This window comes from Defluviimonas sp. SAOS-178_SWC (genome assembly GCF_039830135.1).
Lineage (GTDB): Bacteria > Pseudomonadota > Alphaproteobacteria > Rhodobacterales > Rhodobacteraceae > Albidovulum.
Genome location: NZ_CP156081.1, coordinates 3,886,310 through 3,906,412, shown reverse-complemented (window position 1 = coordinate 3,906,412; position 20,103 = coordinate 3,886,310). Strand labels below are relative to the sequence as shown.

The following is a 20,103-nucleotide window of genomic DNA, read 5'->3' as shown; positions in this document are numbered from 1 at the left end:
CGACCGTTGTCCCGTCCGGTCCCGTCAGGGTCATTTCCGCCTTCACGTTCATCGCGGTGTCCTCCATCATGGCTTCGGTTTCGACTGGTTGCGCCACCGCGCTTCGCGCTCCGGCCAGTAGTGATCGCGAGCCCACTCCACGGCCTCGCGGATGATGTCGGCGACCGCGCGGCCGACGCGGCCGGTGCCGCCGCAGAAATTGCATGCGACGGACTGGTCCATCGCCGCCGCCGCGCGCAGTTCATCGCGCCGCAGGGCGCAGGCCGGGCAGTCTTCCCCATTCCCGTGGAGGCTGGCATCCGGCCGCCATTCCTCTTGCAGACCGCAGGGACCGAGGCGCGATGTTGCCTTCACGGTCATCCGTTATTGCCTGTCGATCCGCGTCCGTGCGGCGGCGATCCAGCCGCTCAGGAGCGCGTATTCGCTGCCGTTGGTGCGGGCGCTGATGCCCATGATGGTGATCGCCGTTGCGCCGGCCGTCCGCGTGACGCTGGCGAGGCCGGAGGTTTCCAGCCGATCGAGCGTCGCCCGGGTGTAGACGCCGGGGAAGGTGCCGTCGGGCGGGCAGATCGCGCGGGAGACGAGGCAGATCATCGCCTCGACCAGGATGCGGCGCTGGAGGTCCGGCGCCGGCTGCGGCGGGATGGCGGCGATCGCGTTCATGCGGCTTCCCTCCGGGCGGTCTGTTCTGCGCGGGCGATCTCGCCGGCGTCGGCGAGGCTGGCGAGCAGGCTCATCACCTCGTCGGTGGCCTCGTCCTCATCGCGCTCGTGATCCTCGGCGGTGTCGTCGTTGCAATGCGCGGCGAGGATTTCCGCCGCGCGGGCGCGGGCCAGAGCGAGGCGCAGCGCCTGCCATAGATCGGACGGGGTCATTCTGCTTTCCTTCCGTCAACATCTTGTTGCCAGCGCCTCGGGCGACACTGTAGATTGAGGTGCGGGCCGCGTTTCGCACGCGCGGCCCGCCACATCCCCTTCGATGCAACCTCAAAGGAGACATGATTCATGGATGTCAGAAGCCTCGGGTATGGCCGGATCGCATTCGTCGCCGGTGCCGATCCAGTGCCAGAAACCGTGGAAGAGACGGCGACCGGGAATTCGACCGTCCGGGTCGTGAGTCCGGCAACGCCCGGAGTGCCACCGCGATTCGACGTGCAGTTCTTCATCTCCTGCACCCACGAGGTTGCGGGACGATCGGTGCACAACGCGTTCCACTGGGATACGTCTGTTCCTGCGGAAGATAGATCGACACCATATTCCGAGGTTGAGCTTGCCGCTGCTCGCATGCTTCCAGCCTCTCTTCGAGAGATTGCAGACGCGCTTCAAGCCGAGATTGATCGGACTGACGCGGGAGGTTCAGAAAAGACCTGACCTTCCGCACGAGGCCTTGAACCCGGCGAACGGTATTGGTCATGCCGCCCTCCCGTTCGCGATCATCATCTCGATCCGCCGTGCGGCGGCGATGGCCGCCATGTCCTGCGAGTAGAGCCGGACACGTTCGCCGGCGGCGCGCAGATCCTCGACCGAGAGGCCGCGCATGTCCGACAGCACCATCCGCTCGGCCGCTCCGGTCAGCCGCTTTCGTTCCATGTGATCCATCGCCTTGGCGGTCCAGTTCAGGACCGCCTCGTCCGTGGTCTGGCCGGCGTCGTGGATGCCGAATAGCTGGACCTCGACCAGGTGCGACCCGCGCCCGCCGTCGAAGGCCGGCGTGGTGAAGTCGCCGCCTTGTTCGATCACGGCATTCTGGAACAGCTCTACCCGGTCGGCGGCGGTCGGCTTGGTCGCCATCTGCGCGAGGAAGAAGCCGAGCGCGTCGTCGTTGTGGATCATGGTCATGCGCCACCCCCGATCCGCAGGGCGGCGAGGGCGGGGATCAGCCATTCGCTGGCCAGCGTGCCCGCCACGGCGACGAAGCCGGCGACGATCAGGATCAGCGCGCGGTCGCGGGTCCGTGCCGGGTCTTCGGCGATCTCCTGGATGAGGTCGGCCGCGCCAAGGAAAAGCCCGGCGCGGCCGGGGGCGGCAGAGCGGTCCGTGAGTTTGGGGATAGCCGTTGGCATCTGCGCCTCCATCGGTGATCGATGGCGGCGATACTGCGATTATCGCAATATTAGGTCAAGCAGATAATTGCGAAAAACGCAAATTATGAAGTGGCCGGTTTATCGAAGTTGCGAAATGGACCACTCCAAGTCTGTGTAGCCGTTGATCATGACGTCGCTTTCGGTCACCTTCCCCAGCGGCTCTTCGGATCGCAGGCGCGTGGTGCAGATTGCGGCATTCGCGATCGACGTGCCGAAGCCATTCTTCGCTTCGTAGCGTAGCGCAAGCTCCGCGATCACGCCTGGGTGCGCGTCGAACAGCTTCCGAGCGGTTTCCAATGTCTCCGCGATGCGCGGGTCAGAATTGGCGGCCATCTCGTCCGCTTCCTTCTTATCCGAGAAGTCCCATCCCCGTGACTTTGCGAAGGTGGCCGTCGAGAACACAGGGCCGATTGCTTCCAGTCGCTGGTAGCTCGATGGCGATTTCAGCCTTCTCTTCAGGGTCGCCTCGCATGCGAGTGTGAACGTCTCGTCGTCGCTTGTGAAGAGAGACCACGACAATGCCGGGGTGGTAAATGCGATCGTCGCGGCAGTGAAAACAATGGCAGATATTGATTTCGAATCGGCTAGACTCAACATGTTGTGCCTTCGGTGGTTTCGGGGAAGTTTCCACACGCTTCGGTAGTGGCTGGTAAAAGCATATATTCCGGTTAACGTTCTATGATTGTTCCTATGCGGGAGTGGGTATGTTGATTGGCGAGTTGCGCTCCATCATTGCCGCGGTTCGCGAGATCACTGATCTTCCGGCCGGTGCTGATCGCGAATTGCTCGTGCAGACGTTAGCAGGTACGACCGCTCTGAGGGTGTTAGATCACCCCAGAGTGCGCGAAGCTCTTGCAGCGCCTGATCCTCATCGAGGCGAAAGTACGCAAGAACCTTCGGGACCTCGTTAGCTTTGACGGCGCGCTCCCCCGCGAGGATCTTCGATATCTGATCGGGATTAAGGCCCATCGCTCTAGCGAGCTTTGCCTTCTCGCCCCGAGTGCCCGTCAGGCGCGCGCTGATCCATTTTCCGTCAATAGTATCCATGACTTACATAATTGCCGAAATCGCAATATCGTGTTAGCCGGCAAAATCGCAACAAAGGGGCTTGCAAAAGATTGCGATAATCGCAATTATTGCGGCCATGCTTGAACCAGCCAGAACCATTATCGAGATCTGCGGCGGCGTCGCCGCTGTGGCGCGGATCACCGGCCGAAGTGAAATTCGGGTGAGGAGATGGGGCTATCCGAAGAGCCGAGGGGGTTCCGACGGGCTGATCCCGTCCGACATGCAAAAGCTCCTGATGGATCACGCCCGGAAAAAGAAGCTGCCGCTGGAGCCTGCGCACTTTTTCCCGGATGGTGACACCAAAGGGGATGCCGCATGAACGCCGCCGTCCCGGTCTCAGTTCCGTATCTGACCTGCGGCGTGGTGGTTCGCGAAGGCCATGCGGGCCTTGGCGTCGATGTCGGGGAAACCGTTCTCGGCGCACCAGGCGGGGAATGTCTTCGGGTCTATTACGGCCCGGACGGTCCGATAGCCCATCTCCTGCGCCTCGCGTTCCGATTTGCGCGCCTTCTGAAGCCAGAGGTCGTGGCTGGCTGGCAATACGTCGTCCGTCATGATCGCGCGCGCGGCTGCGTAGTCGGCCTGCTCGAACCACGAAATGCCGACGACGACCTTGCCGCGAAGGGAGGGGTCGATGCTGCCCAGCGGTGACGATTTCATGCTCATGTCTCATTGCTCCATGGGTGTGATCGGGGGTTCGGGGGTGCAAACCCGGATCCCCACCTGTTCCTGTCTGACGCGAGGGGATGCCGCATGAACGCGACATCCCCCCGGTCCTTTCCCTCTTCTCACTCGTTACCACGAATCGAGGATGACACAGGTCGTTCGGAAAAGTCTTGGTGTAATACTTTTCCGGAAAAGACGGGGCCCGACGCCTTCGCCGGGATCGACGCGGACCGCTTCCGCGACTGGTTCATCCCCGCCTTCGCCCGGTGGCTCCGCGCCAATTTCCGCAGCCCCGAGATGGTGGCGCGCACCTTCGACGTGAACCCCCGCACGGCGGCGAACTGGTGGAACGGCGACAACCGCGCCTGCGGCGACCGGATCGGCTTCGTCTTCCTCGCCTATCCGCAGGCGATCGCCTGGTTCATGGCCGAGTGGAAGCGCCAAGAGGGCCGGAGATGAGCGGACCTTGTGCACAACCCGGTGGAAAAGTTTTTCCGACGCCTTTCCTGCCCGTGTCCGACATCGCCTGTCAGGCGGGCCTCACTGGCGCGGCGGTCCTGCTCGGCCGCCGCGCCTTTTTCAGAATGGCCCGTTGGCGGCGCCAGGACGGCCGGACACGCCGAACGAAGTCAGCCGCTGCTCGCTTCGGATGCAACCCTTCGGTCTACAGCGGCCTGAACTCGTGCGGGAAGCTCGAAAGTATATGTCAGAAACAACCTGGTGAAGTCCCGGCCCGCCTTCAGGTCGTCAATGTCTGGCGCGCCGGCATGTGCGGCCTCGTTTCCAAGGAATTTCACGTGGTTGAGCAGGTCGATAAGGCCATCTGGAAGCGTGCCCTTCATTGCCCTAATTCTGGCTGCCAGCATGCCCTTGCCCTCGGGGTTGAGGTTCTTGAGCGCCAGTTCAATCGTCGCACGATAGGCCATCGCTGCGGCGCGGCTGTGGCCGTCGGCATAGCACGCCTCTGCCTCATCGTAGGTTGCGCGGATTTCCTCGTCGAGGTGTTCCACCACGCTCAGCTTCGGCGGCTCAGGCCATATGGCTGTGACGGAGAACCGCTTTGCGAACTCCGCATGGCCGAATTGAGAGGGCTTTTCGGAAGGGTGATTGCCCGTGGCCTCCACGATGATCGTGTGCCTACAGGACGCACATACGGCAAAGACGTGCCACCGCTGGTTGCCAATAGGGCTCTCGTTCAGCGTGGTGAACGCCGAACTGTTAGTTCTGCACCCGGCGTGCGGGCAATCGAAACGGAGCTGTCCCATGTCAAATTCTCAAGTTGCCTATCTGAACTCTGCGATGCGAAATGCTGCGAGTCCAGCCGAGCTGGTCCGGCAGCTTCTGGAACAATACCTGCGGCTGGACGAGATGGGTCAACAGGATCTCGCGCTTGCGCTGATCATGGAGATTGGAGCGGTCGAGGCACTCCGGCGCAATCGCCTCGGAATCGAACGGCATCAGGTCTGCTGAGACGTCGGGGAGACCCTTCCCTTTTTTCAAGGCCACTAACGCGCGACCCTTTCACCGAATTCGGCGGCGTCCTGTCCGATCTATGCGCCGCCGGATCCTGCGCGGGGCGTCGGCCCCACGCACGGCTCCTCCCTGTTGGACTGCGGCCGGGCCTCGGCCCGGCCGGCCTTTCGGGGAGGGCGGGATGATGACATGCGTGGTGGGTCTCAAGACAAAGGACGGCATTCTTATTGGGGCGGACAGCCAAGCGACCAACAGACACCATCGGCACTTCAGGTCGGATCCTAAGGTCTTTCGCAACGGGTCGATGATCCTCGGGTACACCACGTCGTTCCGGATGGGTCAGTTGCTAGAGTACAAGCTCTCGCTGCCGCCGCGAGAAGTCGGTCAGGATGTGATGCGCTACATGTGCGGTCCGTTCATCGACGCGGTGCGTCATACGTTCAAGGATGCTGGCTTCGCAAGGAACGACAACGGCGTGGAGACGGGAGGGACGTTTCTCGCCGGGTTCGAGGGCGAGCTCTTCGAGATCGACGAGGACTATCAGGTCGCACGATGCGTCGATGGATATGCGGCTGTCGGCAGCGGCTTCTCCTACGCCCTAGGTGTCCTGCACGCCACCAAGGGGGAGGAGCCCGAGAAGCGGGTTCGCATGGCTCTGGAAGCTGCCTCCTACTTCAATGTTACCGTCGGGGGCGAGATCACCATCCTGACTGAGTTCAGGCAGGAGGCGGGATGAGCGCGTTCGGATGCACCCCCGCATGGGGGCCGGTCTTGAAGGCCGCGAAGGCGGGCGACCTGCCGCTTCTGCGCATTGGCGCCAATGCCGACAGCGTTGCGCGCGAGGCGTATGGCCTCGTCTATCTCGCCACGCCCTATTCGAAGATCGCGGTCGGGCCGGACGGGGCGTGGGACGTGGACCGTTCGGTCTTTGCAATGGCCGAGGCCCGCACCCACGCGATCCGGCTCGCCCGGCGCGGGGTGACGGCGATCTCGCCGATCATGCAGGCGGCCAGCATGTGCCACGCGACGGACCGGATCGACCCGCTCGACGAGGCGTTCTGGACGCGCTGGTGCAAGTCGCTTCTTGCCGCCGCGCGGTCGGTCGTGGTGCCGGATATCCGCGGCTGGGACCAGTCAAGTGGCGTCTGGCACGAGGTCAGGACCGCCATCGCCGCCAACCGCGTTGTCCATGTCTACGCGGAGGCTGTGTGATGTCTGATCTACGCAGCATCGATGTCGATCATCGCCGGATCCTACCACCGGAGGATGTCCGGGCGGGGGCGGTGCCCGAGCTGCGGTGGCTCGATATCGACGTTCTCAGGGTCGACGACAGTTTCCAGCGCCCGCTCGGGCCGAAAAACTGGACCGCGATCGACAAGATCGCCAGGGGCTTCAACTGGTCGATGTTCACGCCCGTCGTGGTCGCGCCGATTGTTGGCGGGCTCTATTCCCTGATCGACGGCCAGCATCGGACCCATGCGGCCAAGATCGCCGGATTCACACAGGTCCCGGCGATGATCGTGATGACGGCGGAGGCCGGGCAGGCGGCGGCCTTCGCGGCGATCAACGGGTCGGTGATCCGGATGACGTCCTTCAATGTCTACAAGGCCGCGCTGTCGGCGAATGTCGGTTGGGCGGTGCGATCGCGCGATGCGGTCGAGGCGGCCGGATGCGTTCTGATGACCTACAATGCGGGTAGCGGATACTATGACCTGCGGCCGGGGTCTCTCAACTGCATCATGGAAATCAAGCGCCATGTCGAGGCGGGGCGATCGGCAATGATCACCGTCGCGCTCGACGCCATCCGAGCGCAGCCGGAGGTCACGGTCTACCACTTCGCGACGAGCGTCCTCAATCCGTGGTTCGCCGCGCTGATCGAGGTCGGGCCCGGTGCCCTCGATGCCGATCTTCGGGCGTTCTGCGCAGCCCATGACGTGATGAAGATCCGCGATGCGATGACCGTCGTCGCAAAGCGTCCGGATTACGTGGGCAAGTCGCCGCGCGAGCTGGCGAAGGCGACGCTCGTGACCCTTCTCAGGCGCCACCTCTCAGAAGGCGCAGCTCCGGTCGCTGTCGCGGGCGAGGCGGCGATCGCGGAGCGCATGGCCGCCGTCGCCGCCAAGGAACGCAAGGCGCAGAGGGCGATCACATGACGGAACGCGACCAGTTCATCGCATTGCGCCCGGCCGGTGGCTTTGGCCTGATCATGGCCGATCCGCCCTGGTCGTTCGACAACTTCTCGGCCAAGGGCGAAGCGAAGAACGCCAAGGCGCATTACGGCTGCACGCCGGACGAATGGATCGCCGGCCTTCCGGTCGGCATCCTCGCCGCGCCGAACTGTCTGCTCTGGCTCTGGGCCACGAACCCGATGCTGCCAGAGGCGCTGATGGTTCTCACCTCCTGGGGCTTCGCCTTCAAGACCGCCGGAACGTGGGTCAAGCGGACCGTCAGGGGCAAGGATGCGTTCGGGACCGGATACATCCTGCGCAGCTCGAACGAGCCCTTCCTGATCGGCACGCGCGGCGCGCCGAAGACCACGCGGTCCACGCGGTCGGTCATCCCGACCTATGACGACGGTGTCGGGCGTGAGGGCGACTGGCCGTCCGCTTCGATCACGATCGAGGGTGTGCTGCGCGAGCATTCCGCGAAGCCGGAGGCGGGCTATCTGGCCGCCGAGGCGCTGATGCCGGACGTGCAGCGTCTGGAACTGTTCTCGCGGCGATCCCGCCCCGGCTGGTCGTCATGGGGGAACGAGGTTGGCAAGCTCGACGCGGAGGCCGTGTGATGGGGGGCACCATCTATCGCGACATCGAGATCCGGGGGCAGGTCTTCCCGACTGCGGCAGCGGCAGCGGCCCACTTCGGGGTCGTGCCCGACACGGTTCGACTGGCAGTCCGGCGCGGCACGCTTCATCGCGTCGGCACCGGGGAGATCGGCGCGGAGCCATGTCCGGTCCGGATTCGCGGGGTCGACTATCGATCGGCGCGCGAGGCGGCGCGGGCGTTTGGCGTCACTGCCGCTGCCATTCATCGCGCCCTTGCCGAAGGCCGCGTCGACCGGATCGGCCTCGCACAACGGCGGGGCCGTGCACATCGGTCCCGCGAGATCATCATCGGCGGGGTCTGCTATCCCTCGATGCGGGCGGCTGACGGGGCGCTCGGGTTCAAGCCTGGCTACATCGCGCGCTCCATGAAGAACGGCCGCAAATGCGCCTGGGAGCGGATCCTCGGCGCCGCCATGCGGCTCCATGCGTCGAAGGTGGCGGCATGACGGCGGCGGAGCGGGAAAAGTTCGTCCGGTTCTGGGAGAAAGGATATCCCGAGGCCGATATCGCCGAGATCTTCGGCTGCACCCGGGGTGATGTCCGCAACATGCGGCGCGACCTCGGGTTGAAGCCGCGCTGCGGCAAGTATTCGAAGCCGAAGGCAGCCGAGGGTGCCGGATCGGGTGAGAAGCCGCCGCCCTCGATGCCCGCGCACCCGTTCTGGACGCCGGAGCGCGATGCGGTCGTGTTCCGGACAGGCGGCCGCTACGGCGACATCGCGGAGCTGGTGGCGGTGATCGGCAGGCCGCACGCGGCCATCCTGCAGCGCTGGCACCAGCTGAGGGCGTCATGACCGGGCGCCGGCTTCACTACATGTTCAGCCGGCCCGATGCCGGCACGCTCCGCCTCGATGCCTGGGACGGCGACGTGCAGATGCCGAGGGGCGCTGGATGATGGATCACCAAACATCAGACGCGGATCACCGCGCGGAACGGGGGCAGGGCATGCATGTTGACGAGGACTTCTGGGTCTACCCGCTCCAATGGGGGCAGACGATCGCGGATCAGGACTGGTTCCCGCTCTATTTTCACCGGCTGCTCGGGTCGGACTTCGTAGCGGAGGCCTGCGCGGCCGGATCGGCGGGGCGCGCGGCCGGCTTCACAGCCTTCCTCCTCTGGTGCGAGGCGGTCAAGCAGGATCCGGGCGGCACGCTGCCGGACAATGATGTGGCGCTCGCCCGGCTCGCCGGCTTCGGGGCCGACCTTGCCGCGTGGCGCGAGGTCAGGGAAGCCGCGCTTTACGGCTGGTCACCGTGCCATGTCGACGGCGACGACGGCCGCCGGGACAGGCGGCTCGGGCACCGCACCGTCGCGGACTTCGCCCTCTTCGCCTGGAACCGCAAGCACGGCCGCCAGATGGGCCGCGAGGCGGCAAAGCTCAGCCAGGTGAAGTGGAAGGTCAAGAAACAGATGGAGGCGATGAAGCGCCCCGCACGGCTCGTCGGCGACGACATGCTGATCACGCAGGTCGCCAACTGGCTCATCCGGGGCGGCATGGCGGTCAGTCAGGAGAACGTGGCCTCGGCGCTCGCGGCGGCCGGCGTGCCCTCCGTCGTGCCCATGCGCCGGGACGGTTCGGAGGCCTGAGAGACAGCTGAGAGATTGCAGAGAGACCGCTGAGATATCTCACCAATTCACAGTGAAATCTCAGCGATATTTCATGGGGTTGCGGTGAGAGAGCCCTACAAGACAGGAAAGAACATCACCTTACAATACAGGACCCTTCTTGAGGTGGTGAGAGCGGCAACGAGGCGACCTGTCCAACGGGCGGCAGGCTGAGAAAAGAAGAGGTGGCAGTGATGCAGGACATGGCCCACGCTGAGACGAACCGGGGAAGGATCAGGCGCATCCTGCTCGATCCGCTCGGCTTCCGGTTTCCGAAGAAGGTCGAGCCCGAGGAGGCGCAGCGGCGGCTCGACCGGATCGCCGACGATCTCGGCTATCTCGCCGACGCCTCGCTGAAGGCGCTGGAGGAGATGCTGCGCAGCAAGGGGCAGGGCAGTGACCGCAACTTCTGGCCCGATCACGCGACCTTCATCGGGTTCGCCGAGGTGATCCAGCCGCGCCCGCTCGACGAGCTGCCGGCGCTCCGGTCATGGTTCGGATCGGTCGAGGGGCCGCGCGCCATCGCGGAGGGTACGCTGGTCGAGACCTACGGATGGATCGCCCGGCGCAAGGTGCCGCCATACACGCCGCAGGCGCGGGCACTGGTCCTCGAAGAGGCGGCGCAGAATGCCCGGCGCCTCTCCATCATCGCCGAGCGCAAGGCGGCCGGCCTCTCCGTCGCGACCGACGATCTCGACTGGGAACGCGCCTATCGCCGCCGGATGGCCGATTGCCAGGCGCTGGTTGAACGCGAACGCACGCTGCGGGGCAAGGAGACGGTGGAATGACCGGAGGTCGCAAGCTTGTGGGTGTCTTCGGCCGCGACATGGTCGACCTGTCGCCGCGCGGGATTTCCGCTGAAACCTTCGCCAGGATGCCGGAGGCGGCACGTCTTGCCACGATCAAGGCGTCTGCCGCTGTTCCGTCGGCCTGCGGGCCGGACATCGGGCCAGCCCCGGCGCGCGGCGCTTTCGGTGTGTTCCGCCCTGTCGAGATCGTGCCGGGCTCGGCGGGAACGGCCAGACCCGCCGGATATCGCGGTCCGGGAGAGGTCCTGCACCGATCGGCGATCAAGCGGGCGGACGTATTCGATGCGATGCGCAATGACGCCCGGCTCCGGCATGAACGCGACACGGGAACGGCGGCGGGCTTCATTCCGCCATTCTCGCCGGGGCAGGAGCAGGTGGCCCGTGATTACCGGGACCTGACGGAACGTCACGGGTCGGCCGGCTACAAGTGCGCGTCCCTCGAGGCGCTGCATACCGGAAGCGCTTCCGGTGGCGAGTTCATCGACGCCTATGTGGCAGAGGGCATTCGGCTCAAGGCGTTGATTGCCCGCATTGGTGCTGGTGCCGCGTTGGAGGTGCGACGGCTCCGCCCGTCGAAGCGCGGAACGACAGCGCGCGGCGTCATCCTAGACCGGACGTTGGTGGACATGGTGTGCCTCGGTGACCGTAGCCTGAGCGACGTGCTGCGGCATCACGGATGGGCTGCGAAGGGGGATACACGCGAGGCTCTTCGCCGGGCTCTCGCCGCCGCTCTGGACCGCATGCGGGGCTACGATCTGCGTCGGACACAAAATCTGGCTTGACACGTAAGTCCGCTTCGGGCACAACACTTGCCATCATCCACAGTCACGCCCGCCTGGATCACCGTCCAGCAGCGGGCGTTTCTGTTTGGTGCAATCCGGTTGATCGAGGGGCAGTGATGGGGCGGCTGAAGCGGCTACCAACGCACATGCCGTCCCTGCCTCCTCGCATCGGACAGCCGCAGCCATCGACGGAGGCCGAGCGTAGCCGCCAACGTCGCGAGATGCAGCCGTGGCGCAAGTGGTACTCGACCGCCAAGTGGCAGAGGCTGCGCTGGTCAATTCTGAAGCGCGATCTATTCACCTGCGCCAAGTGTGGATGCATCGAGGCGGACACATCGCAGCTCGTCGCGGATCACCGGCGACCCCATCGCGGCAGCGAAGCGTTGTTCTGGGACGAGCGGAACCTGCAGTGCCTGTGCAAGACCTGCCATGACGGCGCCAAGCAAGCCGAGGAGCGTGCCGGCATCTGGTAGGGGGGGCGGGTCGAAAGTCTGGAGGGCGCCGGGCCCTAGACCCGCGCCCCCGCCACGCGGAGATTTTTTTCTTGGATGGCTGAGAATTTGGCAACCGATCTGTTCGGCGACCTCGTCACGCTTCCTAGCGGACGCCGTGGTCGGCCGGCGCATTGCTGGACCAAATCGAATGCCGACAAGGTCATTCTTGGTCTGGCGATGGGCTACAGCGATCCTGAGATTGCGTCCGGCATGGGTATCAGCCTTCCGACGCTGAAGAAGTATTATTTTTCGGAGCTGAAGCGCCGCGACATGCAGCGCACCAGGTTCGAGCTTTGGCGGGCGAAGGTTCTGGCGGATGAGGCCAACGCCGGAAATGTCGGAGCGCTGAAGGAACTCGGCAAGGTCGTCGAAAAACGGGATCGTCATCTCGCAGAGCAGAGGTTGCGGAGTGAACCTTCGCAGCGTGATGAACCGGTCGGGAAGAAGGAGGCCGCGCGACGAGCCGCAGCTGAGCAAGCGGATGCCGATCCAGACCTGACGCCTGGTCTCTGGCACTGACATGCCGCTCGATCACAATCCCTGGTCGACCGCTTGCCCTGACTGGAAGGAGCGGATCAGGGAAGGCCGTTCCCTCGTCCCGGATTTGCCGCTCTTCGCACCTGTCGCCGAGAAGGCGCTGAGGGTCTTCAAGAGCCTTCGCGTGCCTGACATGATCGGAACGCCGACGCTCGGAGAAGTCTGCGAGGAGTGGATCTTCGATCTGGTCCGGGCGGTGTTCGGAGCCTATGACCCTGATACGCGCCGCCGAATGATCCGGCAGTTCTTCGTGATGATCCCGAAGAAGAACGGAAAGTCGTCGATCAGCGCGGCCATCATCGTGACAGCCGCGATCCTGAACGAGAGGCCGAACGCCGAGGCGATCCTGATCGCCGAGACACAGAAGATCGCCGAGATCGCCTTCAGCCAGGCGGCCGGCATCATCAAGCTCGACCCGCGGCTCGACAAGGACAGCGGCGGCATCTTCGATGTGAAGTCGCATTCGAAGACGATCATCCACATGAACACGGGTGCGACGATCCGCATCCTGTCGGCGGATGGCGATGTAGTGACCGGTTCGAAGGCGGCCTATGTGCTGGTCGACGAGACCCACGTTCTAGGACACAAGGCGAAAGCGCCGGGTGTCTACCTGGAACTGGAGGGCGGACTTGCGGCCCGTCCGGAAGGGTTCCTTCTGGAGATCACGACACAGTCCAAGGTTCCGCCGCACGGAGAGTTCAAGCGCCGACTGTCCCTCGCCCGCGGCGTTCGGGACGGTAAGCTGAACCTGCCGATCCTGCCGGTGCTGTACGAGCTGCCACAGGATATGCAGGCGTCTGGGGCGTGGCGCGACGAAGAGACGTGGAGGCTGGTGAACCCCAACATCGAGCGGTCGGTATCGATCGACTACCTTCGCGAGAAGTTCGCGGAGGCCGAGGTTGGCGGTCAGGAAGCGCTTTCGCTGTTCGCATCGCAACACCTGAACGTCGAGATGGGCGTCGGGCTCCATGCCGATGTGTGGTCGGGTGCTGCCTATTGGGAAGCCGCAAAGATGCCAGACCTGACGTTCGATGTCCTGCTCGGTCTCGTCGACGTCTGCACGATCGGCGTCGATGGCGGCGGGATGGATGATATCGCCTCGCTTGGTGTCATGGGGCGGCACAGGGAAAACGGGGACTGGCTGTTCTGGCAGCAATCGTGGGCGCAGCCGGAGGTCTTCGAGCGGCGGAAGTCGATCGCGCCGGCGCTGGAGGATTTCAAGCGGTCCGGCGACCTCATCGTTCGCAACAGCGAATCCGAGATCGGGCAGGACATGCGGGCGATCTGCCGGAGGATCTTCGATGCAGGACTTCTGCCAGAGGAACACGGCATCGGATACGACAGTTCGGGTCCGGCGACGGGCCTCGAAGAGATCGAGGAAGACGCGGATTTGGCCAAGCGTGTGACGGGTGTATCGCAGGGCTACCGCATGCAGAGGGCGGTCCTGCAGATCCCGAACAAGCTGAAGGTGCAGGAGTTCCGACATTGCGGCCAGCCGATCATGGCCTGGGCGGCGGGGAATGCGAAAATGGAACTGGTAGGGAGCAACTGGCTCGTGAAAAAGCAGACAGCCGGCGCAAGCAAGATCGACCCGCTCATGGCGATGTTCGACGCGGCAATGCTCATGTTCCTGAACCCGGTCGCGAAGGGCCTTTCGGTCTATCGCGAGCGCGGGCTTCTGGTCGTCTGACATGGGGTTCCTGTCCCGCCTTCGCGGAGTTCCGCCAAAGCCGGAGGCGGCGGCGCCAACGGATCGCGTGGTCTACGTCGCCGCGCAGGCGGCGGAGTTCTACGGGCTGAATGACCCGAGGCTGATGGAGTTCATTCGTACCGGTGGCGCCGACGGCATCGCGGTGAGCGTGCGCGATGCGATGCGGAACACGGCGGTGATGCGGAGCGTCACGCTGATCAGCTCCGCCATCGGCATGTTGCCACTGCACATGATCGATGCGGACACCAAGGAGAAGGTCACGGAGCATCCGTTGGCGCGGATGCTCCACCGTCAGCCGAACGATTGGCAGACGGCGTTCAACTTCCGCCAGATCACGCAGCGTCGGGCCCTGACCGAAGGCGACGGCATGGCGCTGATCGTGCGTTCACGCGGAATCGTCCAGCGTCTTGTGCCGATCGACCCGGCGCGCGTCGAGACGCGGCAGAACCCGGACTGGTCTGTGACGCATACCTACACGCGACCGGATGGAACGCAGCTTCGGATTGCGCATGAAGACCTTCTGCATGTCTACGACGATTCCGAGGATGCGCTGCGCGGTGTGTCGCGGGTCAGGCAGGCGGCCGAGGCGATCACGCTGGCCCGGATGCTGGAGACGAGCCAGGTCAAGTTCCACAAGAACGGGATGCAGCTTGGCGGCGTCATCACCCACCCGAACCAGCTCGGCGCCGAGTCGCTGGAAAACCTTCGGGAAAGCATCCGTCAGCGCTACCAGGGCACGGACAATGCCGGGTCGTGGATGGTCCTTGAAGAAGGCATGACGGCCGCGGCGATGACCGGAACGGCGAAGGATGCGCAGCAGATCGAGAACCGCACCATGCAGGTCGAAGAGATCGGCAGGATCTTTGGCGTGCCGCGCCCGCTCCTGGGGATGGACGACACGTCCTGGGGGTCGGGCATCGACGTCCTCGGCCAGCTCTTCGTGCGCTATGCGCTCAACCCGTGGTTCACCGCGTGGGAGCAGGCGATCAAGCGGTCCTGTCTGACCGAGGCCGAGCAGGGGCGTTACGACATCAAGTTCAACGCGGGCGCGCTTCTGCGCGGCTCGATGACGGACCAGGCCGAGTTCTTCGCCAAGGCGCTCGGGTCCGGCGGACACCAGCCGTGGATGGATTACGACGAGGTCCGCGATATCTCAGACCTTCCGAAGCGCGACATCGCGCCGAATGCAATAGCCCAGAAAGGAGCCGGCAATGAGCCAGCGTAACCTGCCAGAGCTTTCGCCCCGCAAGCTGCCGCAAACCTGTGCCTTCATGCCGGATTCGTCGGCGATCGACCGCTGGAACGGTGGGATCGCCGCACAACAGACGCCAGACAACACCATCTCGATCCTTGACGTGATCGGAGAGGACTTCTGGACCGGCGGCGGCGTGACCTCCAAGCGTGTCGCCGCGGCCCTGCGCTCGATCGGCGAAGGCACCGATGTGTTCGTCGACATCAACTCGCCAGGGGGCGACTTCTTCGAGGGGGTGGCAATCTACAACCTCCTGCGCGAACACAAGGCGAAGGTTACGGTGCGCGTCCTGGGGATTGCCGCCAGCGCGGCCTCGGTCGTGGCGATGGCAGGCGACGAGATCATGATCGGCAAGGCCGGCTTCCTTATGGTCCACAATGCCTGGGTTGTCGCGATCGGCAACCGGCATGACCTGACCGAGGCCGCGAAGACGATGGAGCCCTTCGACGACGCGATGGCCACCGTCTATTCCGACCGGGCCGGCGTCACCAAGAAGGCTGCGGCGCGCTGGATGGATGACGAGACCTGGTTCAACGGCGAACAGGCAGTCGAGAACGGGTTGGCGGATGGGTTCCTTGCATCCGACGCCACGAAGAAGGATCCGGCGAAGGCGAAAGCCCTTGCCGAGATGAAGCCCGCGCTGAAGGCCGAGTTCGCCATGCGCCGGGCGGGAATGTCGCGCAATGAGAGCCGTAGCCTCATTGGTGATCTGGTGGGGGAGGAGGCCGTCGCGGCCGCCCTCCAGCGTCAAGCCGTAGCTGACGACGATGACCTCCGCGCTGCGCTTCAGCAGCTCACGCAAACCCTGTCTTTCTGAAGGAGAAAGCGATGACGAAGCAGATGAACCCGCTCCGCGGGATCGTCGCTGTGCGCGCGGACGCGACCGGCGACATCAAGGCCCTGATCGAAAAGGTCAACGGCGACTTCTCGACGTTCAAGGAGACGATCGAGGCGAAAAACAAGGAGGTCCTGGCGAAGTTCGACGACGTCGTGACGACCGAGAAGCTGGAAAAGCTGAATGCCAGCCTTTCCGAAACCCAGGCCGAGATCGACAAGATCAACGTCAAGATCACGGCCGCCGCAATGGGCGCCGGTCAGGACGACCGGGTCAAGGACAAGGAGTACACCGCTGCCTTCCGTGCCCATGTCCGCAAGGGCGACGTCCAGGCGAGCCTGAACAAGGGTGCGGATTCCGAAGGCGGCTACCTCGCGCCGGTGGAGTGGGATCGCACGATCACCGACAAGCTGGTGGAAGTGTCGCCGATGCGGCAGATCGCCAAGGTGCAGGTCACCTCGCAACAGGCGTTCGTGAAGCTGTTCAACCTGCGCGGCGCGGCTTCCGGCTGGGTGAGCGAGACGGCGGCCCGGACGCAGACCAACACGCCGACCTTCGGCGCGATGACGATCCGCCCTGGTGAGCTTTATGCCAACCCGGCGGCGACGCAGGGCATGCTGGACGACAGCGAGATCGACCTGGAGGCATGGCTTGCCGGTGAGGTCGAGACCGAGTTCGCATACCAGGAAGGACTGACCTTCGTGTCCGGGACCGGCGTCAACCGTCCGAACGGGTTCCTGACCTACGTCACTGGCGCGGCGAATGCGGCGGCGAACCCGCTCGGCGCAATCCAGATCGTGCCGGCCGCCGCCGTGGCGGACATCGCTGCGACCGAGGTCTACGATCTGGTCTACGCGCTGCCGGAATCCTTCTCGATGGGGGCGCGGTTCGTTGCGAACCGGACGACCATCGGTGAGTTGCGCAAGCTCGTGGACCTCAACGGTCAGTTCATGTGGCAGCCCTCGATGCAGGAAGGCCAGCCGGCGCAACTGGCGGGCCATCCGGTGACAGAGATGCCCGGCATGCCGAATATCGGCACCGGCGCGATCCCGCTCGCCTTCGGCGACTTCGAGCGCGGCTACCTGATCGTCGATCGCACGGGTGTCCGCGTGCTCCGCGACCCGTTCACCAACAAGCCCTATGTCCACTTCTACACGACGAAGCGGGTCGGCGGTGCGGTGGTGAACCCCGAAGCGATCAAGGTTCTGAAGAACGCCTGATCCGATTGACCACCACGTCGCCGGCAGAGTTCTGCCGGCGGCTCTTCACAGGAGAGACGAATGAGCGACGAAAAACCCAAAGCCAAAGCCCAAGGTGTCGGCGTGGTCACCACGTCCGGCAAGCAGACCTTCACCCGCGCGGATTGTATCCGTCTCGGGCTCGACCCGACCGCCTACGGCTACAAAAAGGCATCGGCGGCAGAACTTGCCGGGTCCGAAGACGACGCTGAGTGACAGCGCATCGTCCGGGGGGTTCCATGCACAACATGACGCTTGTCACGCCGCCGACCGCGCTGCCGGTCGACGTGAAGACGGTCAAGGACAACCTGCGGATCGGCTTCCCGGACGATGACTATCTGATCGACCAGCTCCTGAAGGCCGCGATCGGCAGGTTCGATGGCTGGTCTGGCATTCTGGGCCGGGCGCTGATGCCGCAAAGTTGGACGCTAACGCTGGATGCATTTCCGACCGGTTGCATCGCGATCCCGCTCGGCCCCGTCGTGTCGGTGACGTCGATCAAGTATTGGGACACTACGCCGACGCAGATCGTGATGCCTTCCTCCGCCTACAAGGTCGACGTCAGCCGCTTCGAGGCTGTGATCGATCCGGTCGACGGCTGGCCGGATACGGACGACAGGCTGGGTGCCGTCACGATCGAATGGGTTGCCGGCAACGGATGTCCCGAGCCGATTAAGGCGGCGATCATGATCCTGGCGGCGCATCTTTACGAGAATCCTAGTGGTGGTGATGTGCTTCCACCTGCGGTTACCGCGCTGATCGCGCCCTATCGCCGGGCGATCATCTGATGCCGGCGCCCGTCCTGATCGAGGCGATCGCATTCGATGCACCGACATCGACCGACAACGGTCAGGGTGGCACGATCCTTGGCTGGGTCGAGCGGCTATGCGTCCGCGCGGAATTCCGATTTCTTCGCGGCGGGGAGACCGTCCTGCAGGCGCGTCTGGCGGGTCAGCAGACGATCGTTGCCAAGATCCGGGCCAGCGCGGCCTCGCGCGAGATCACGCCGGAGTGGCGCATGCGCGATATCCGGACTTCCGTCGTCTATAACATCCGTTCGATCGTTCCGACCGATGACCGGCATTACCTGGAGCTGACCTGCCAGAGCGGGGTGGCGGTATGAGCGAATCGAACGCGCTGCAGGCGATGATCGTCGCGCGGCTGAAGGCTGATGCGGGCGTGTCCGCGATCATCGGGCAGAAGGTCTATGACCGGCCGCCGGCAACTGTCGCCGCACCTTATGTGAGCATCGGTCCTTCGGACTATGTGCCGGACGATGCCGAATGCGTCGACGGCCGCGTCGAGACCATGCAGATCGACTGCTGGTCCGAGGCACAGGATGGCAAGCGCGAGGCGAAGGCGATCGCGGACGCCGCCAAGAAGGCGCTCCACAGGTATGCCGGCTCAATCGATCCCGGCGCCCTCGTGTCGATCGAGGTCGTCCAAGTCAGGGTTCTTGATGATCCGGACGGCATCACGACGCACGGCATCGTGATCGTCGAGGCGATCGTCGAGGAGGGCTGATGGCCGTCGAGGGAATGGATCGGCTCCGGGCCCGCTTCCGGGCGCTGCCGAAAGAAATCAGGCAGGCGGTGCGCGACGAGATGGAACGTGCGGCGGAAGACTATGTCGCACTGATGCGCCGCCTTGCACCGCGAGGCAAGTCGGGGAAGTTGGCCGCTAGTATCGGATGGACATGGGGCGATGCACCATCGGGGGCGATAGTTGTGCAGCAGATGTACGGTGACGGCCCGACAAACATCGATATGCGTATCACGATCTTCGCAGGCAGCGACGAGGTCTTCTATGCGCGATTCGTCGAATTCGGCACCCGGGCGCACGCGCTGGCCCTGAATGCGTCGGTAGAGCGGGGCAAGCGTCAGGACCAGGGCGGCTGGCATCCGGGAGCCACGGCCCAGCCATTCTTCTTCCCGGCGGTTCGGGCAAAGAAGCGCACGACGACGCGCCGGATCAACGCGACAGCCGTGAAGGCCGCGCGCCGGATCTGGGGCGGATGATGGCGAAGGCAATCTTCACGCGCGAGTTTCACTGGTCGCGACCGAGGGGCCTTGGTTTCGGAGCGAAGGCAAAGGCGGAGCCGCAGAGCTTCCCGCGCGACTTCATCGCGGCGGCCGTAGCGGCCGGCGCGGCGACAGAGGTTCCGCCGCAGCGGAAGAAGACGGCCGGGGACGGCCAGAACCGGGCCTGAGCGCCCATCCCTGAAAGGTAACGAACGCGTCCGCCCTGGCGGCCGTTCCGGCATGGAGAAACGACATGGCAGCGCCCGTAACGGCAAAGTATGAGCAGCTCGTCCTCGAGGTCGAGACGACCCCGGGCGGAGGCACCTATGCCAAGCTCTGTGGCATCATGGGCTTCAGCTACAATCGCGAGGCGCAGGTCGACCGCGTCGAGGTGCCCGCGGACTGCGACGATGAAAGCCTGCCCTATTCGGTTGAAAAGCAGGTGCGCAGTACCGAATACACGATCGAGGGCGAGGCGGTCTGGGCGCAGCAGAGCCACGAGACGCTTTTGCAGTGGTTCCGGTCGAGCGCCACCGTCAACATCCGTGTGCAGCATGCGAACGCCGCCAGCGGTGATGTCGAGTATGAAGCTGGTCCCGCGCTCCTGACGCAGCTCAACAACACCCGCACCAAGGGCCAGAAGGTCACCGCGACCGTTCGTATCGAATTCGACGGAACGCCGACCACGACCGACAAGGCTTGATCG

At 64.5% G+C, this 20,103-nt stretch carries 34 protein-coding genes; 26 read left to right on the top strand and 8 right to left on the bottom strand.

All coding sequences use genetic code 11. The annotated features are described in order from the left end of the window. Window positions 1-66 precede the first annotated feature (66 nt). From V5734_RS20195 to V5734_RS20185, 3 genes are read right to left on the bottom strand one after another with little or no spacing between them, the layout of a single operon-like run. On the bottom strand, window positions 67-360 hold the full coding sequence (locus V5734_RS20195; RefSeq protein WP_347311398.1) for a hypothetical protein: 294 nt from the start codon (window positions 358-360) through the stop codon (window positions 67-69). Between the two features lie 3 nt (window positions 361-363). After that, window positions 364-663 (bottom strand): hypothetical protein, encoded by a 300-nt coding sequence (locus V5734_RS20190; RefSeq protein ID WP_347311397.1) that lies wholly within the window; start codon window positions 661-663, stop codon window positions 364-366. Continuing rightward, window positions 660-875 carry a hypothetical protein gene (locus V5734_RS20185; protein WP_347311396.1) on the bottom strand — a complete coding sequence of 72 codons (216 nt, stop codon included), beginning with the start codon at window positions 873-875 and terminating at the stop codon, window positions 660-662. Before V5734_RS20185 ends, V5734_RS20190 begins: the two co-directional genes overlap by 4 nt. A 129-nt stretch (window positions 876-1,004) precedes the next feature. On the opposite strand from V5734_RS20185, the gene V5734_RS20180 reads away from it, so the two are divergent. Beyond that, window positions 1,005-1,370, top strand: a complete 366-nt coding sequence (locus V5734_RS20180) for a hypothetical protein (protein WP_347311395.1) — start codon at window positions 1,005-1,007, stop codon at window positions 1,368-1,370. A gap of 39 nt (window positions 1,371-1,409) precedes the next feature. On the opposite strand, the gene V5734_RS20175 is transcribed toward V5734_RS20180, so the two are convergent. The 3 genes from V5734_RS20175 to V5734_RS20165 form a co-directional block, all read right to left on the bottom strand. Beyond that, a complete protein-coding gene (locus tag V5734_RS20175) occupies window positions 1,410-1,838 on the bottom strand; it encodes a hypothetical protein (protein ID WP_347311394.1) in 429 nt (142 codons plus the stop codon). Further along, window positions 1,835-2,062: a hypothetical protein gene (locus V5734_RS20170; RefSeq protein WP_347311393.1), complete on the bottom strand. Its 228-nt coding sequence runs from the start codon at window positions 2,060-2,062 to the stop codon at window positions 1,835-1,837. Before V5734_RS20170 ends, V5734_RS20175 begins: the two co-directional genes overlap by 4 nt. Before the next feature lie 99 nt (window positions 2,063-2,161). Next, the gene (locus V5734_RS20165) at window positions 2,162-2,680 is read right to left on the bottom strand and encodes a hypothetical protein (RefSeq protein ID WP_347311392.1); all 519 of its coding nucleotides are present in this window, start codon (window positions 2,678-2,680) and stop codon (window positions 2,162-2,164) included. A gap of 511 nt (window positions 2,681-3,191) precedes the next feature. Here V5734_RS20165 and V5734_RS20160 point away from each other — a divergent pair. Beyond that, the gene (locus V5734_RS20160; protein ID WP_347311391.1) at window positions 3,192-3,470 is read left to right on the top strand and encodes a hypothetical protein; all 279 of its coding nucleotides are present in this window, start codon (window positions 3,192-3,194) and stop codon (window positions 3,468-3,470) included. A gap of 17 nt (window positions 3,471-3,487) precedes the next feature. On the opposite strand, the gene V5734_RS20155 is transcribed toward V5734_RS20160, so the two are convergent. Then, window positions 3,488-3,817 carry a hypothetical protein gene (locus tag V5734_RS20155; protein ID WP_347311390.1) on the bottom strand — a complete coding sequence of 110 codons (330 nt, stop codon included), beginning with the start codon at window positions 3,815-3,817 and terminating at the stop codon, window positions 3,488-3,490. An 87-nt stretch (window positions 3,818-3,904) separates the two neighbouring features. Between V5734_RS20155 and V5734_RS20150 the strand changes: the two genes are divergently transcribed. Beyond that, window positions 3,905-4,276, top strand: coding sequence for a hypothetical protein (locus V5734_RS20150; protein ID WP_347311389.1), 372 nt, complete (start codon window positions 3,905-3,907; stop codon window positions 4,274-4,276). Between the two features lie 170 nt (window positions 4,277-4,446). Here the strand turns inward: V5734_RS20150 and V5734_RS20145 are convergent, their stop codons facing one another. Then, the gene (locus V5734_RS20145; protein ID WP_347311388.1) at window positions 4,447-5,082 is read right to left on the bottom strand and encodes a DUF4145 domain-containing protein; all 636 of its coding nucleotides are present in this window, start codon (window positions 5,080-5,082) and stop codon (window positions 4,447-4,449) included. Between V5734_RS20145 and V5734_RS20140 the strand changes: the two genes are divergently transcribed. The 23 genes from V5734_RS20140 (at window position 5,081) to V5734_RS20030 (ending at window position 20,100) form a co-directional block, all read left to right on the top strand. Beyond that, complete coding sequence (locus V5734_RS20140) at window positions 5,081-5,287, top strand: hypothetical protein (protein WP_347311387.1); 207 nt, start codon at window positions 5,081-5,083, stop codon at window positions 5,285-5,287. The two genes, V5734_RS20145 and V5734_RS20140, sit on opposite strands and share 2 nt — an antisense overlap. A 187-nt stretch (window positions 5,288-5,474) precedes the next feature. Further along, window positions 5,475-6,026: a hypothetical protein gene (locus tag V5734_RS20135; RefSeq protein WP_347311386.1), complete on the top strand. Its 552-nt coding sequence runs from the start codon at window positions 5,475-5,477 to the stop codon at window positions 6,024-6,026. Further along, complete coding sequence (locus V5734_RS20130) at window positions 6,023-6,502, top strand: DUF1937 family protein (RefSeq protein WP_347311385.1); 480 nt, start codon at window positions 6,023-6,025, stop codon at window positions 6,500-6,502. The genes V5734_RS20135 and V5734_RS20130 overlap by 4 nt, the downstream gene beginning before the upstream one ends. Next, window positions 6,502-7,443, top strand: coding sequence for a ParB/RepB/Spo0J family partition protein (locus V5734_RS20125; RefSeq protein ID WP_347311384.1), 942 nt, complete (start codon window positions 6,502-6,504; stop codon window positions 7,441-7,443). Before V5734_RS20130 ends, V5734_RS20125 begins: the two co-directional genes overlap by 1 nt. Next, window positions 7,440-8,075, top strand: coding sequence for an MT-A70 family methyltransferase (locus tag V5734_RS20120; RefSeq protein WP_347311383.1), 636 nt, complete (start codon window positions 7,440-7,442; stop codon window positions 8,073-8,075). Before V5734_RS20125 ends, V5734_RS20120 begins: the two co-directional genes overlap by 4 nt. Beyond that, window positions 8,075-8,560: a hypothetical protein gene (locus tag V5734_RS20115; protein WP_347311382.1), complete on the top strand. Its 486-nt coding sequence runs from the start codon at window positions 8,075-8,077 to the stop codon at window positions 8,558-8,560. Before V5734_RS20120 ends, V5734_RS20115 begins: the two co-directional genes overlap by 1 nt. Then, the gene (locus tag V5734_RS20110; protein ID WP_347311381.1) at window positions 8,557-8,907 is read left to right on the top strand and encodes a hypothetical protein; all 351 of its coding nucleotides are present in this window, start codon (window positions 8,557-8,559) and stop codon (window positions 8,905-8,907) included. The genes V5734_RS20115 and V5734_RS20110 overlap by 4 nt, the downstream gene beginning before the upstream one ends. Before the next feature lie 97 nt (window positions 8,908-9,004). Beyond that, window positions 9,005-9,700, top strand: coding sequence for a DUF1376 domain-containing protein (locus V5734_RS20105; RefSeq protein WP_347311380.1), 696 nt, complete (start codon window positions 9,005-9,007; stop codon window positions 9,698-9,700). A 212-nt stretch (window positions 9,701-9,912) separates the two neighbouring features. Continuing rightward, the gene (locus tag V5734_RS20100; protein ID WP_347311379.1) at window positions 9,913-10,506 is read left to right on the top strand and encodes a hypothetical protein; all 594 of its coding nucleotides are present in this window, start codon (window positions 9,913-9,915) and stop codon (window positions 10,504-10,506) included. After that, entirely contained in the window at window positions 10,503-11,309 is an 807-nt protein-coding gene (locus V5734_RS20095) for a hypothetical protein (protein ID WP_347311378.1), read from the top strand. Before V5734_RS20100 ends, V5734_RS20095 begins: the two co-directional genes overlap by 4 nt. A 116-nt stretch (window positions 11,310-11,425) precedes the next feature. Next, on the top strand, window positions 11,426-11,782 hold the full coding sequence (locus V5734_RS20090; protein ID WP_347311377.1) for an HNH endonuclease: 357 nt from the start codon (window positions 11,426-11,428) through the stop codon (window positions 11,780-11,782). A gap of 75 nt (window positions 11,783-11,857) precedes the next feature. Continuing rightward, a complete protein-coding gene (locus tag V5734_RS20085; RefSeq protein ID WP_347311376.1) occupies window positions 11,858-12,322 on the top strand; it encodes a hypothetical protein in 465 nt (154 codons plus the stop codon). A 1-nt stretch (window position 12,323) separates the two neighbouring features. Further along, on the top strand, window positions 12,324-14,030 hold the full coding sequence (locus tag V5734_RS20080; protein ID WP_347311375.1) for a terminase large subunit: 1,707 nt from the start codon (window positions 12,324-12,326) through the stop codon (window positions 14,028-14,030). Window position 14,031: 1 nt separating this feature from the next. Next, window positions 14,032-15,276, top strand: a complete 1,245-nt coding sequence (locus tag V5734_RS20075; protein WP_347311374.1) for a phage portal protein — start codon at window positions 14,032-14,034, stop codon at window positions 15,274-15,276. Next, a complete protein-coding gene (locus tag V5734_RS20070) occupies window positions 15,263-16,120 on the top strand; it encodes a head maturation protease, ClpP-related (protein WP_347311373.1) in 858 nt (285 codons plus the stop codon). The genes V5734_RS20075 and V5734_RS20070 overlap by 14 nt, the downstream gene beginning before the upstream one ends. Window positions 16,121-16,131: 11 nt before the next feature. Next, entirely contained in the window at window positions 16,132-17,358 is a 1,227-nt protein-coding gene (locus V5734_RS20065; protein WP_347311372.1) for a phage major capsid protein, read from the top strand. A gap of 60 nt (window positions 17,359-17,418) precedes the next feature. Continuing rightward, window positions 17,419-17,592: a hypothetical protein gene (locus V5734_RS20060; protein WP_347311371.1), complete on the top strand. Its 174-nt coding sequence runs from the start codon at window positions 17,419-17,421 to the stop codon at window positions 17,590-17,592. Between the two features lie 23 nt (window positions 17,593-17,615). Beyond that, window positions 17,616-18,164, top strand: a complete 549-nt coding sequence (locus V5734_RS20055; protein WP_347311370.1) for a head-tail connector protein — start codon at window positions 17,616-17,618, stop codon at window positions 18,162-18,164. Further along, window positions 18,164-18,499, top strand: coding sequence for a head-tail adaptor protein (locus tag V5734_RS20050; protein ID WP_347311369.1), 336 nt, complete (start codon window positions 18,164-18,166; stop codon window positions 18,497-18,499). The genes V5734_RS20055 and V5734_RS20050 overlap by 1 nt, the downstream gene beginning before the upstream one ends. Further along, window positions 18,496-18,900, top strand: coding sequence for a DUF3168 domain-containing protein (locus V5734_RS20045; protein ID WP_347311368.1), 405 nt, complete (start codon window positions 18,496-18,498; stop codon window positions 18,898-18,900). The genes V5734_RS20050 and V5734_RS20045 overlap by 4 nt, the downstream gene beginning before the upstream one ends. Continuing rightward, on the top strand, window positions 18,900-19,394 hold the full coding sequence (locus V5734_RS20040) for an HK97 gp10 family phage protein (protein ID WP_347311367.1): 495 nt from the start codon (window positions 18,900-18,902) through the stop codon (window positions 19,392-19,394). The genes V5734_RS20045 and V5734_RS20040 overlap by 1 nt, the downstream gene beginning before the upstream one ends. Continuing rightward, window positions 19,391-19,585, top strand: a complete 195-nt coding sequence (locus V5734_RS20035) for a hypothetical protein (protein WP_347311366.1) — start codon at window positions 19,391-19,393, stop codon at window positions 19,583-19,585. Before V5734_RS20040 ends, V5734_RS20035 begins: the two co-directional genes overlap by 4 nt. Window positions 19,586-19,650: 65 nt before the next feature. Then, complete coding sequence (locus V5734_RS20030; protein WP_347311365.1) at window positions 19,651-20,100, top strand: phage tail tube protein; 450 nt, start codon at window positions 19,651-19,653, stop codon at window positions 20,098-20,100. Window positions 20,101-20,103: the final 3 nt, after the last annotated feature.